Raw genomic sequence first — 12,230 nt, 5'->3', positions numbered from 1 at the left:
ACTGCGTTTTTCCCCCCCCCCCCCCCCCACTCCCCCCCCCCCCCCCCCACCCCTCCCCCCCCCCCCCCCCCTCCCCCCCCCTCCCCCCCCCCCCCCCCCCCTCCCCCCCCCCTCCCCCCCCCCCCCCCCCCCCCCCCCCCCCCCACGATGGCGCCGCACCCGACCGACGGACCTAGACGGACCTAGGGCGACTCGCCGAGCAGCCGTACCAGTTCGATCCGGGATCGGATCCCCAACCGGCTGAAGACCCCCCGCAGATGGTGGTCGATGGTGCGCGGGCTGAGGTTGAGGCGGTCGGCTATCTCGCGGTTGGTGGCGCCCTCGGCGGCCATCCGGGCGACCATGAGCTGCTGGGCGGTGAGGACGGCGGCCGGGTCGGGCGCACCGGTGGTGGCAGGTGTCAACGCCGTGCCCAGCGCGCGTAGTTCGGCACGGGCCTGGGCGGCGCAGTGCGGGGCGCCGAAGGACTCGAAGGCGGCCAGCGCGCTGTGCAGCCGGTCCCGGGCCTCGGGGCGCTGCCGCAGCCGGCGCAGGGCTCCGGCGAACAGCAGCTCGGTACGGGCCCGTTCGAAGTCCCGGGTGCCCCGGGCATGCAGGTCGAGGGCGGCACGGTAGTGCTGGACGGCCTCGGCGCCGGGGGCGAGCAGGGCCCGGCAGCGGGCGCTGAGCGCCAGGTCGTCGGTGCTGCGGACGGCGGTGGCCCAGCGGTGGTAGTCGGCGTGCGCTGCGCGGGCGACCCGGGTGTTGCCGGTGCGGACGGCGGCTTCGACGTAGTGCGGGGTGGCCAGGTGCCGGATGGCGCGGTGACCGTGTCCGGGGCCGAACCCGGCGAGGGCGCGCAGCCGGGCGGCGGCAGCGGGGAAGCGGCCGTTGGTGAGGTCGAGGAAGGCGAGCGCCCACTGGGCGAGGGCGGCCGGGAGGCCGAGCCCGTGCGCCAGGGCGTGGGAGCGGACGGCGGCGGTGCGCTCGCGGCAGGCCTCCTCGTCGCCCCGGACGGCGGCGAACATGGCGAGCGCGGCCTGGAGATGGCAGGCCCCGTTGTCCTGCCCGGTGGCGTGGGCCTGGCCCAGGGCCTCCTGGACGGCGGCCTCGGCGGCCCGGGTGCGGCCGGTCCAGAAGTCGGCGTAGGCGCGGAACTCCATGGCCTGTGCGGCCGTCGCCGGGATGCCGTGGGCGCGGGCCGAGGCGGCGGCCCGGAGGGTGGCGGTGGCGGCGCGGGTGGGGTCGCCGAGCATCAGCGCGGCCATGCCGGAGTGGATCAGCAGACCGGGGTCGCCGCCTGGTCCGCAGCGGCCGGCGGTGCCCTCGAGGAGGATCCGGGCGTCGTCGTAGCGGCCCTCGACGGCGGCGGTGAGTCCGGCGAGGATGCCGGGCGGGGAGAGGCCCAGCCACCGGGCGAGGTCATGGGCCTCGCGGCAGCGTCTCAGGTCGCCGGTGTAGACGGCGGCCTCGGTGGCGAGGGCGAGGAGTCCGGCGGAGTCGACGGAACGTTCCTGCCGGACGGCGGCGGTGAGCAGGGCGTCGAACGCCTCCGAGGCGTTGCCGGCTCTGAGGGCGAGGACGCCGTCGAGGGCTGAGTCGTCCGTACGGGCGGCGAGCCGTCTCGCCCGGTCGGGCTCTCCGGAGCGCCAGGCGTCGGCGGCGGCCAGGGCGAGCAGCCGGGCCTCCGCCGCCGGGTCCGGGCAGAGGTCGGCGGCGCGTTCGGCGAGGGCGCGGGCGAGCGCGGGTCTGCCCTCGGTACGGGCCCGGTCGGCGGCGGTCCGGAGTTCCGCGGCGAGCCGGGCGCTGGGGCCGAGCGCGGCGGCGCCCCGGTGCCAGGAGCGGCGGGTCGCCTCGCCCTTGCCGCCCAGCACCCGGGCGAGCAGCTGGTGGGCCTCGCGCCGGTCGGCCGGTGAGGCGGTCCCGTACGCGGCGATCCGGGTCCAGGCGTCCCGGAAGAACACCCCGCCGGCACCGGCATGGGCGACCCCGGCGGCCTCGGCGGCCTCCAGGGGGCGGGTGTCGAGCCGGCCGGCCGTGACCGCGCGCAGGAAGGCGTGGGTGGCGACCGGGTACTGGTCGGCCGCGGCGAGGAGCAGCAGCCGGCGGGTGTCGTCGGGCAGGGCACGGATCTCCCGGCGCAGGGCATGGAGCAGCCGCGGGGCGAGTTCGGCCGGTTCGGCCGGCAGCGGGTCGAGTCCCGCCGTCTGCCGTGCGGTGAGACGCGGCACGAGTTCGGCCACGGCGCGCTGATCTTCGTATACGACGCGTCGCACCCGGGCGCGTACACCCTCGGGGAGCGCCGATACGGGGCATGGCCCCGCGTCGGACGTCTGCGGTGGCGAAGTGCGGTCAAGAGGTGGGGGATTCACCGGTATCACCACACGAAAGACGTTACTGGCGAGTTAGTTGACTCGTAAAGACTGGCGACTTCACCGATGCGGCGCGCGTAGACCCGTCCCGACACTCCTGAACAACCCCACCTGTTTCAGGAGGCATCATGGGACGCGCCAAGCGTCGCATCGCAACCGCTCTGACGGCGATAGCCGGTTCGCTCCTTCTGTCACTCCCCCTGGCCACCACTCCCGCGCAGGCGGCGAGCCACGACCCGGTCGTCTTCGTGCACGGCCTCAGCAGCGACTCCAGCAGCTGGAACACCTGGATCGCGGACTTCGAGGCGGACGGCTACTCGTCCTCCCAGCTGTACGCGTGGTCGTACGACTGGACGAAGTCGAACGTCACCACGGCTTCCCAGCTGTCGAGCTACATCCAGACCGTGCTCTCCCAGACCGGCGCCTCGAAGGTGGACCTGGTGGTCCACTCCATGGGCGCGCTGAACAGCCGCTACTACCTCAAGAACCTCGGCGGGACCTCGTACGTGGACGACTTCGTGTCGGTCGCCGGGGTGAACCACGGGACGAGCGTCGCCTCGCTGTGCGGGTGGCTGTACACGTCCTGCAAGGAGATGACGACCGGCAGCTCCTTCCTGACCGCTCTGAACTCCGGTGACGAGACGCCCGGCAGCGTCTCGTACGCCGCGTACTGGTCGAACTGCGACGCGGCGATCGACCCGGACTCCTCGGCGCTGCTGAGCGGGGCGACCAACGTCGGCGTCGGCTGCATCTCGCACACCGACATGAACGACGACCACGGTGTCTACCAGCAGGTGCGGGACTTCATCGCCTGATCGGGCGGCGGGGGGTGCGGCGGGCCTTCGCGGGGGACAATCACCGTAGACCTGCTCCCGTCGGGAGGTATCGTCATGCGGCTGATGTCCACCGGTGCCGGGAACCCGGTGCGCGATCCCGTCCACCACCCGCTGTTCGCCCGTTTCTACGCCCGCTGCAGTGTGGCCGCCGAGACCAGGCTCGGTATGGCGGCGACCCGGGAGCGGCTGCTCTCCGGGCTGTCCGGCCGGGTGATCGAGATCGGCGCGGGCAACGGGCTCAATTTCGCGCGGTACCCCGGGTCGGTGGCGGAGGTCGTCGCGATCGAACCGGAGCGTTCCCTGCGGCAGTTGGCGGCACAGGCCGCGGTCCGCGCCGAGGTCCCGGTGGACGTGGTACCGGGCGCGGCGGAGGCGCTGCCGGTGAAGAGCGAGGCCTACGACGCGGCGGTGCTCTCGCTGGTGCTGTGCAGTGTGCGGGATGTCCGGCGGGCGCTCTCGGAGGTACGGCGGGTGCTGCGGCCGGGCGGTGAGCTGCGGTTCTTCGAGCACGGGCGGGGCGGCGGCCCGGCGATGCTGTTCACCCAGCGGGCGCTGGACCGGACGGTGTGGCCGCTGCTGAGCGGCGGCTGCCATCTGTCCCGTGAGCCGGTCGCCGAGTTGCGCGCGGCCGGGTTCGAACTCGGTCCGTACCGGCGGGTGTTCGTGCCGGAGAACGGTCTGCGGCTGCCGTCCTCCTACTGCGTGCTGGGCGTCGCACGCAAACCCCTGGAGTCGTGAGCGGATTCCTGACCCGAGCCCCGCTCACAGGCTCCAGCGGCGCAGCTCCTCCGCGATGTCGGACACGCTGGCCTCGCCCGTCTTCACCAACCGGGCCAGATCGCGGACCTGTTCGGGCGAGGTGGCGACCTTGAGGCCGCTGGCGACCAGATAGGCGTAGGCGACCGAGGACGCGAAGAGGGCGTTCGAACGCTCGAGGGCCGGGACGTGGATGAGGAGTTGGAGCAGGGCGGCGGCGCGGGCCTGCGGGGTGTCGTAGACGGGGACGTCGAATATCTCGGCCTGGTGCCTGGCGACGGCCGCGATCAGCGCACCCCAGTCGGTGACCTGGGGGTCCCCCGGGGTCTTCTGCTCGGCGAGCATGAGGAGCCAGGCGAGGTCGATGGTCAGGTCGCTCAAGGGATCAGTGACGGCCTTCGGTCTTGTCAGACGTATCGGGACCCTGCGCTTCGCCGAATTCCTCCGCGAAGACGGACTCGTACTGCTTCATGAAGTCGGCGGCGGCCTCGACGAACGTACGGCCCGCTTCACCTGTGTCCTGCATGACCAGTTCCTCTATGTAGCGGTTGACGCTCATGCCGCGCGCGAGGGCGCGCTCGCGGGCCGCCTTGGCGGTGCCCTCGTCCACGCGTACGTTCAGCTGGGTCTTCGCCATACCTAGACGCTAGCGCGGTTGCGCTAGCAGCGGCAAGTCCGCATCGGAACCGAAAAGTAATACCGCCTGTGGGGCGGGTCACACTACGCTCGACCCGGACAAAGAGGTCGGGTGACCGTCAGGTGATCGGGGAGGCAGTCTTGTCCACAGCAGCTGCGGAGGCGCCTGCCGCCGACGGGGTCGCGGCCCGCGCCCGCGGGCTCACCAAGGCGTACGGTGCGGGTGAGACGGCCGTGCTCGCACTGGACTCGGTGGACGTGGACATCGCACGCGGCCGCTTCACCGCGGTCATGGGCCCGTCGGGCTCCGGCAAGTCCACGTTGATGCACTGTCTGGCGGGGCTGGACACCGTGTCGGCCGGTCAGGTCTGGCTCGGCGGCACCGAGATAACGGGGCTGCGGGATCGCGAGCTGACGCGGCTGCGCCGGGACCGGATCGGGTTCATGTTCCAGTCGTTCAACCTGATCCCGACGCTCGACGCGGCCGAGAACATCACGCTGCCCATGGACATCGCGGGCAGGAAGCCCGACGAGAAGTGGCTGGACCAGGTCATCGACACGCTGGGGCTGCGGGACCGGCTCAAGCACCGGCCCGCGCAGCTGTCCGGCGGCCAGCAGCAGCGGGTGGCCTGCGCGCGGGCGCTGGCCTCCCGGCCGGAGCTGATCTTCGCCGACGAGCCGACCGGCAACCTGGACTCGCGAGCCGGTCTCGAGGTGCTGGGCTTTCTGCGGGACGCGGTCGACCAGCTCGGGCAGACGGTCGTCATGGTGACCCACGACCCGGGCGCCGCCGCCCACTCCGACCTGGTGCTCTTCCTCGCGGACGGCCGGATGGTGGACCGGATGGAAGGACCGACGGCGAACGCCGTACTGGAACGCATGCGCCTCTTCTCCGGGGGCGGTGACACCGACGGCTCCGCCGCGCGGCCCCAGCCCCCCGGATCCGACGTGGGACACGGGTCCGCGGGGCCCGAGGAGGACTGACCCGGTGCTCAAGGCAACCCTGCGGAGCTTCCTGGCCCACAAGGGACGGCTGTTGCTGTCCGCGCTGGCCATCGTCCTGTCCGTGGCATTCGTCGCGGGCAGCCTGATCTTCTCCGACACCGTCACCCGTACCTTCGACCGGCTGTTCGCCTCCACCTCCGCCGATGTGACCGTGGAGCCGAAGGAGGACCTCAAGTCGTCGGTGCCGACCGGCGCCGTCCAGACTGTACCGGCCGCGCTGCAGGAACAGGTCGCCAAGGTCGACGGGGTCGCGGACACCCACGCGGACGTCTCCGTGCAGAACATCGTGGTGGTCGACAGCCACAACAAGTCGGTCGGCCCTACCACCGGCGCCCCGACCATCGCCACCGACTGGTACCTCACCCGTCGTAGCCCCGTGAAGCTCACCTCGGGGCACGCCCCGCAGGGCGCGGGCCAGGCACTCCTCGACGCGGACACCGCCGACAAGAAGCACGTGCGCGTCGGCGACACCCTGACCGTGCAGGCCCAGCCCGGCACCTTCGAGGTGGAGATCGTCGGCATCGCCACCTTCACCACCACCAACCCCGGTGCGGCCCTGGTCTTTCTCGACCCGTCGGTCGCCGCGAAGGAACTGCTCGGCTCCGCCGACCGGGCCACCAGCATCTCGGTGGACGCGGCGCCGGGCGTCCCGGACGCCGAGCTGAAGCACCGGATCGGCGAGGCGATCGGCACCGGGACGTACGACCTGAAGACCGCCGACGAGCAGGCGAAGTCCTCCGCCGCGGACCTGGGCGGCTTCCTCGACGTCATCAAGTACGTGATGCTCGGGTTCGCCGGCATCGCCACGCTCGTGGGCGTCTTCCTGATCGTCAACACCTTCTCCATGCTGATCGCCCAACGCACCCGCGAGCTGGGCCTGTTGCGCGCGCTGGGCGCCGACCGGCGTCAGGTACGGCGGTCCGTGCTCACCGAGGCGGTGCTGCTCGGGCTGGTCGGTTCGACGCTGGGTCTGGGCGCCGGCATCGGGCTGGCGCTCGGGCTGATCAAGCTGATGAGCGCGTTCGGGATGAACCTCAAGACCACCGAGATGGTCATCGGCTGGGGCACCCCGGTCGCCGCCTACGTGGTGGGCGTCGGCGTCACCTTCGTCGCCGCCTATCTGCCCGCCCGGCGCGCGGCCACGGTGTCGCCGATGGCGGCGCTCGCGGACGCCGAGATCGCCGGGGTGGGCAAGCCGTTGAGGACGCGGGCGATCGTGGGCGCGGTCGTCGGGGCGCTCGGGGCAGCGGCCCTCGCGGGCTGTGCGGCGGCCACGAAGACCGCCTCGGCCGCCTCGCTGCTGGGCCTCGGCGTGGTACTGACGCTGCTCGCGACGGTCATCGCGGGCCCGCTGCTGGTACGCCCGGTGATCCGGGTCCTCGGCGGGGCCTTCCCCGCGCTCTTCGGCTCGGTGGGCCGGATGAGCCAGCGCAACGCCCTGCGCAACCCGCGCCGCACCGGCGCCACCGCCGCCGCGCTCATGGTCGGGCTCGCCCTGGTCGGCGGGATGTCGGTGGCCAGCGCATCCATGTCCAGCTCCTTCGACCAGCAGATCGACAAGACGCTGGGCGCCGACTTCATCGTCCAGAACGGCAACTTCCTCCCGTTCACCCAGGAGGTCACCGACAAGGTGCGCGGCACCGAGGGCGTGGGTCTCGTCGTACGGCAGCGGTTCGCGCCGGTGGCGGTACGGCTGCCGGACGGCAAGCGGGTCACCACGACCGCCGCCGGGTACGACCAGCAGGTCGACGAGGTCGCCCATGTCGCCTACAAGGGCGGCGACACCGCGGCCGCGCTGGCCGACGGCAGTATCGGCATGGACGCCACCTTCGCCGCGGACCACAAGGTGCGCCTCGGCAGCGTGCTGCCGGTCGAGTTCCAGGGCGGGAAGAGCGCCGAGATGAAGGTGGGCGCCCTCACCGACCAGGACAGCGGCAGCGGCTTCGGCACCCAGGGCGGGCTGTTCTTCGGCATCGCCACCGTGGAGAAGTACGTCCCCGGCGGCCAGGACTCGTCGTTGTACGTCAACCACGCCCCGGGCACGAGTGCGGACCGGCTCCGCGCGAACCTGGAGAAGACCCTCGCGCCGTTCCCGCAGGTGCAGGTCCGCGACCAGGCCGACTACAAGAAGCTGGTCCACGACCAGATCGCCGTGCTGCTCTACCTGGTGTACGCGCTGCTGGGGCTGGCGATCGTGATCGCCGTGCTCGGCGTGGTCAACACGCTCGCCCTGTCGGTCGTGGAGCGCACCCGGGAGATCGGGCTGCTGCGCGCGATCGGGCTGGGCCGGCGGCAGCTGCGCCGGATGATCCGGCTGGAGTCGGTGGTGATCGCGGTGTTCGGCGCGGTGCTGGGACTCGCGCTCGGCCTGGTGTGGGGCGTGTGCACCCAGCAGGTGCTGGCCCTCCAGGGCATGAAGGCGCTGGCGATCCCGTGGGGCACGATCGTCGCGGTGGTGATCGGCTCGGCGGTCGTGGGCATCGTGGCGGCGCTGCTGCCGGCGTTGCGCGCGTCGCGCATGAACGTGCTGGCGGCCATCGCGCACGAGTGATGGAATCGTGGCTCTCACGTCCCGGACCGCTGAGGAGAGTTCATGCCGCGCCCGTTCCGCTTCGGGGTCAACCTGCTCACGCCCGCGTCGGCCGACGAGTGGCGCGAGAAGTGCCGGCGCGCCGAGGAACTCGGCTACGACGTGCTCCTCGTCCCCGACCATCTGGGGATGCCGGCGCCCTTCCCGGCGCTGGTCGCTGCGGCCGGGGCGACCGAACGGCCCCGCCTCGGCACCTTCGTGCTCAACGCGGGTTTCTGGAACCCGGTGTTGCTGGCCCGCGAGGTGGCGACGACCGCCGCGCTGACCGGCGGCCGTCTCGAACTCGGGCTCGGCACCGGCTACGTACAGGCGGAGCACGAGCGAGCCGGTCTGCCCTTCGGCTCGCCGCGCGAGCGGGTGGACCATCTGCGGCGCACGGTCGAGGAGTTGCTCACGTCAGACGAGTGCCGGGTGCCGTTGCTGATCGGCGGCAACGGCGACCGGATGCTGCGGCTGACCGCCGAGCACGCGGACATCGCGGCCTTCGCCGGGGCCCGTCTGACACCGGGAAGCACGGAGGGCCGCCTGGAGCCGGTCCCAGCGGCGGAACTCGACGAACGGGTCGCCCGCTACGGGGAGTTGGCGGCGGGCCGCCCGGAACCCGCCGAACGGAACCTGCTCATCCAGATCGTGGCGGTCACCGACGACCCGCACTCCGCACTCGGCCCGCTCCTGGAGCGGCGGCCCGAGCTGACCCTGGCACAGGCCCTCGCCCTGCCCACGGTCCTCGTCGGCACCGTGGAGGAGGTCGTCGGGCGGGTGCGGGGGCTGCGCGAGCGGTACGGGTTCTCCTATCTGACCGTCCTGGAGCCGTACATGGAGGCCTTCGCGCCGGTGCTGGCGGAGCTGTCAGAGTGACCGCGGACTTCCGCCGACGGGCTCGCGGCTCATGGAAACCCGTTCGCCAGACGGAGCGGCGCCCTGCTTGGCTCATCCCATGAGCGATCTGCGCATCCGGCCCGCCACCCTCTCGGACATCGACGCCGTGCTGCGGTTCTGGCGTGACGCCGCGGAAGGAACGAGCATCAGCGACGACCACGACGGAGTGACGCGGCTTCTCACCCGAGACCCCGAAGCCCTGCTCCTCGCCGAGCTTGACGGCCTCCTCGCCGGAACCGTCATAGCCGGTTTCGACGGATGGCGCTGCTCCGCCTACCGGCTCGCCGTACACCCCGACCACCGCCGGCAGGGCATCGCCACCGCCCTGCTGGAGGCCGCGGAACAACGCTTCGCCACCCTGGGCGGACGACGCGTCGACGCCATGGTCCTGGAAGCCAACGAACAGGCCCACCACGCCTGGGCCGCCGCCGGCTACCACCGCGAGGACCACTGGCGACGCTGGGTCAAGCCCCTGTAGAGGCAGGAAAGGCGACGTGTGCGAGCCACCACGGCCAACCACGGCCAACCACGGCTCGACGGCCGAAGCTGCCTGCCGTCGCCGAGGACCGGGCCGTACGGCCGGGTGGGCGACGCGGGCACGCGCCGACGGAGGCCTCCGAGTGACACGCTTTGCCGATCCTTTACCATTGGGGGATCGTCCCGTTCCTCGATGAAAGGTGTGTGAGCTCCGCCCATGGGCGAGCCTCCCGGTCCTCCGTCCCGGCACTACCGCGCGGTCCCGGCCGCCCTGTCCGATCATGGGACGGAGGTGACCCGATGACCGAAGTGCTCCTCCTGCTGGTGGCGATCCTGCTCTCGCTCGCCTGCGGTGCCTTCGTCGCCGCCGAGTTCTCGCTGACCACGGTGGGTCGCGGTGAACTGGAGCGTGCCGCGGAGCGTGGCGAGCGCGGGGCGGCGGGCGCCCTCAAGGCCGTACGGCAGCTGACGTTCCAGCTCTCGGGGGCGCAGCTCGGCATCACGGTCACCAATCTGGTGGTCGGCATGCTCGCCGAGCCGTCGATCGCCAAGCTGCTGGCCGGTCCGCTGGAGGCGGTGGGCATCGCCCGGTCGGCGGCGAGCTCGCTCGCGCTGGTGATCGGCACCGCGCTGTCCACGGTGTTCCTGATGGTCGTCGGCGAGCTGGTGCCCAAGAACTGGGCGATCTCCTCGCCGCTGGCCGTGGCCAGGCGGGTGGGCAACGCCCAGCGCTGGTTCAGCGCGGCCTTCCGGCCGTTCATCACGCACCTGAACAACACCGCGAACCGGTTGGTACGACGGTTCGGTGTGGAGCCCGCCGAGGAGCTGGCCTCCGCGCGCGGGCCCCAGGAGCTGGCCGCGCTGGCCCGGCACTCCGCCAAGGCGGGTGCGCTGGAGCCGGACACCGCCGAGCTGTTCGTGCGCACCCTGAACCTCGCCGACCTCACCGCGGAGAACGTGATGACCCCGCGCGTCCAGGTCGTCGCCCTGGAGGTCAGGGCGACCTGCGAGGACGTGGCGAACGCGACCCGGGCGACCGGGCTGTCCCGCTTCCCGGTCTACCGCGAAAGCCTGGACTCGGTCGTCGGCACCGCCCACATCAAGGACATCGTGGCCCTGCCCGTGGCGGAGCGGGCGCGCGTCCGGGTGGCCCAGGTGATGCGCGAGCCGCTGCTGGTCCCCGAGTCCCTCACCGTCGACCGCCTCCTGGACCGGCTCGGCGGCCGGCGCACCATGGCGGTCGTCATCGACGAGTACGGCGGTACGGCCGGGGTCGCCACCCTGGAGGACATCGTCGAGGAGGTCGTCGGCGAGGTCCGCGACGAGCACGATCCGCACGAGACGCCCGATCTCGCCCCCGCGGGCGCCGACGAGCAGGGCCGCACGCTCTACTCGGCGGACGGCGCGGCCCGTATGGACCAGCTCGCGCGCGTCGGCCTGAGGGCGCCCGAGGGGCCGTACGAGACGCTGGCCGGGCTGGTCGCGGCCGAGCTGGGGCGGATACCCGAGACCGGGGACGCCGTCGAGGTCGCGGGGTGGCGGCTCGACGTGGTGGACGCGTCGGGACGGCGGGCGGCCCGGGTGCTGCTGCACGCGCCGCTCGCCGACGAGCAGGAGCAGAAGCGGGAGGGGCGCCGGTGACCGTCGTACAGCTGCTGATCGGTTTCGCGACGCTGGTCGTCAACGCCTTCTTCGTGGGCGCCGAGTTCGCGCTGATCTCCGTGCGCCGCTCCCAGATCGAGCCGCACGCCGAGGCCGGCGACCGGCGCGCCAAGAGCGTGCTGTGGGGCCTGGAACACGTGTCCGCGCTCCTGGCCGCCGCCCAGCTCGGCATCACCCTGTGCACGCTGGTACTGGGCGTGGTCGCCGAGCCGGCCATCGCCCATCTGCTCGAGCCGGTGTTCCACGCGGTCGGCGTGCCCAAGGGGGCCGGCCATGCCGTGTCCTTCGTGATCGCGCTGGCCCTGGCGACCTATCTGCACATGCTGCTCGGCGAGATGGTGCCGAAGAACGTCGCGCTCGCCGAGCCCGTGCGCAGCGCGCTGCTGCTCGGACCGCCCCTGGTCACACTCTCCCGGGCGCTGCGCCCGGTGATCTTCACGGTGAACGCCTTCGCGAACGGGCTGCTCAAACTGTTGCGGGTGGAGACCAGGGACGAGGTCGCGGCGACCTTCACGGACACCGAACTCGCCGAGATCGTCAAGGACGCCAGCGAGGCGGGCCTGATCGACGACCGGGCCCAGGAGCGGCTGCACGACGCCCTGGAGCTGGGCCGCCGGCCCGTGCGGGACGTGGTGGTACCGCTGGAACGTGTCGTCTACGCGCGCGTGGGCGTCACCCCCGAGGAGCTGGAGCGGCTGTCGGCGGAGTCGGGGTTCTCCCGGTTCCCGGTGGTCGACGAGGGGCGGCGGATCGTCGGCTATCTGCATGTCAAGGACGCGCTGGACGCCTCGCCCCGGGACGAGGCGTTCCGGCTGCGGGACATGCGGCCCATCGCGCGGGTGCGGGAGAACACCCCGCTGGACGACGTGCTCACCGCGATGCGCGGCAGCCGCACCCATCTGGCGGGCGTGCTCGGCGACGACGGACTGCTGGCGGGGCTGGTGACGATGGAGGACGTGCTGCGGGAGCTGTTCGGGCAGCACGCGTAGATCCGTACCGGGGAGCGACCGACCGACGGGTATGCGCCCCGGGATACCA

Annotated in this window: 11 protein-coding genes; 8 read left to right on the top strand and 3 right to left on the bottom strand. The window is 72.5% G+C overall.

Annotated features, from left to right (window positions below; genetic code table 11):
* Window positions 1-182 precede the first annotated feature (182 nt).
* Window positions 183-2,363, bottom strand: a complete 2,181-nt coding sequence (locus ACZ5K7_RS28965) for a helix-turn-helix transcriptional regulator (protein WP_468917761.1) — start codon at window positions 2,361-2,363, stop codon at window positions 183-185.
* Between the two features lie 116 nt (window positions 2,364-2,479).
* Between ACZ5K7_RS28965 and ACZ5K7_RS28960 the strand changes: the two genes are divergently transcribed.
* Both ACZ5K7_RS28960 and ACZ5K7_RS28955 read left to right on the top strand, forming a co-directional pair.
* Window positions 2,480-3,166, top strand: coding sequence for an esterase/lipase family protein (locus ACZ5K7_RS28960; protein WP_450972357.1), 687 nt, complete (start codon window positions 2,480-2,482; stop codon window positions 3,164-3,166).
* Window positions 3,167-3,241: 75 nt separating this feature from the next.
* Window positions 3,242-3,925 carry a class I SAM-dependent methyltransferase gene (locus ACZ5K7_RS28955; RefSeq protein ID WP_468917757.1) on the top strand — a complete coding sequence of 228 codons (684 nt, stop codon included), beginning with the start codon at window positions 3,242-3,244 and terminating at the stop codon, window positions 3,923-3,925.
* A gap of 24 nt (window positions 3,926-3,949) precedes the next feature.
* Here ACZ5K7_RS28955 and ACZ5K7_RS28950 read toward each other — a convergent pair whose 3' ends face one another.
* Both ACZ5K7_RS28950 and ACZ5K7_RS28945 read right to left on the bottom strand, forming a co-directional pair.
* On the bottom strand, window positions 3,950-4,324 hold the full coding sequence (locus ACZ5K7_RS28950) for a fic family toxin-antitoxin system, toxin component (RefSeq protein ID WP_351698266.1): 375 nt from the start codon (window positions 4,322-4,324) through the stop codon (window positions 3,950-3,952).
* Between the two features lie 4 nt (window positions 4,325-4,328).
* The gene (locus tag ACZ5K7_RS28945; RefSeq protein WP_351698264.1) at window positions 4,329-4,580 is read right to left on the bottom strand and encodes a toxin-antitoxin system HicB family antitoxin; all 252 of its coding nucleotides are present in this window, start codon (window positions 4,578-4,580) and stop codon (window positions 4,329-4,331) included.
* Between the two features lie 140 nt (window positions 4,581-4,720).
* Between ACZ5K7_RS28945 and ACZ5K7_RS28940 the strand changes: the two genes are divergently transcribed.
* The 6 genes from ACZ5K7_RS28940 to ACZ5K7_RS28915 all read left to right on the top strand — a co-directional run bounded on the left by ACZ5K7_RS28940 (window position 4,721) and on the right by ACZ5K7_RS28915 (window position 12,181).
* Window positions 4,721-5,563 carry an ABC transporter ATP-binding protein gene (locus tag ACZ5K7_RS28940; RefSeq protein ID WP_351698262.1) on the top strand — a complete coding sequence of 281 codons (843 nt, stop codon included), beginning with the start codon at window positions 4,721-4,723 and terminating at the stop codon, window positions 5,561-5,563.
* 4 nt (window positions 5,564-5,567) lie between these two features.
* A complete protein-coding gene (locus ACZ5K7_RS28935) occupies window positions 5,568-8,135 on the top strand; it encodes an ABC transporter permease (RefSeq protein WP_468917752.1) in 2,568 nt (855 codons plus the stop codon).
* Between the two features lie 42 nt (window positions 8,136-8,177).
* Entirely contained in the window at window positions 8,178-9,032 is an 855-nt protein-coding gene (locus tag ACZ5K7_RS28930; RefSeq protein ID WP_468917749.1) for an LLM class F420-dependent oxidoreductase, read from the top strand.
* 79 nt (window positions 9,033-9,111) lie between these two features.
* Entirely contained in the window at window positions 9,112-9,531 is a 420-nt protein-coding gene (locus ACZ5K7_RS28925; protein ID WP_468917747.1) for a GNAT family N-acetyltransferase, read from the top strand.
* Window positions 9,532-9,830: 299 nt separating this feature from the next.
* Complete coding sequence (locus ACZ5K7_RS28920; RefSeq protein WP_351698254.1) at window positions 9,831-11,171, top strand: hemolysin family protein; 1,341 nt, start codon at window positions 9,831-9,833, stop codon at window positions 11,169-11,171.
* Window positions 11,168-12,181 (top strand): hemolysin family protein, encoded by a 1,014-nt coding sequence (locus ACZ5K7_RS28915; protein WP_351698252.1) that lies wholly within the window; start codon window positions 11,168-11,170, stop codon window positions 12,179-12,181. Before ACZ5K7_RS28920 ends, ACZ5K7_RS28915 begins: the two co-directional genes overlap by 4 nt.
* Window positions 12,182-12,230 lie beyond the last annotated feature (49 nt).

The sequence above is a fragment of the Streptomyces sp. NPDC031497 genome (assembly GCF_055580905.1).
Note: the sequence above shows the minus strand (reverse complement) of the source record. Positions and strands in the feature narration are given on the sequence as shown.

What these genes read in the sequence shown, in the direction of transcription:
- ACZ5K7_RS28960 (WP_450972357.1), top strand. Translation starts at nt 2,480, where the DNA reads ATGGGACGCGCCAAGCGTCGCATCGCAACCGCTCTGACGGCGATAGCC.
- ACZ5K7_RS28955 (WP_468917757.1), top strand. Translation starts at nt 3,242, where the DNA reads ATGCGGCTGATGTCCACCGGTGCCGGGAACCCGGTGCGCGATCCCGTC.
- ACZ5K7_RS28945 (WP_351698264.1), bottom strand. Translation starts at nt 4,580, where the DNA reads ATGGCGAAGACCCAGCTGAACGTACGCGTGGACGAGGGCACCGCCAAG.
- ACZ5K7_RS28930 (WP_468917749.1), top strand. Translation starts at nt 8,178, where the DNA reads ATGCCGCGCCCGTTCCGCTTCGGGGTCAACCTGCTCACGCCCGCGTCG.
- ACZ5K7_RS28925 (WP_468917747.1), top strand. Translation starts at nt 9,112, where the DNA reads ATGAGCGATCTGCGCATCCGGCCCGCCACCCTCTCGGACATCGACGCC.
- ACZ5K7_RS28920 (WP_351698254.1), top strand. Translation starts at nt 9,831, where the DNA reads ATGACCGAAGTGCTCCTCCTGCTGGTGGCGATCCTGCTCTCGCTCGCC.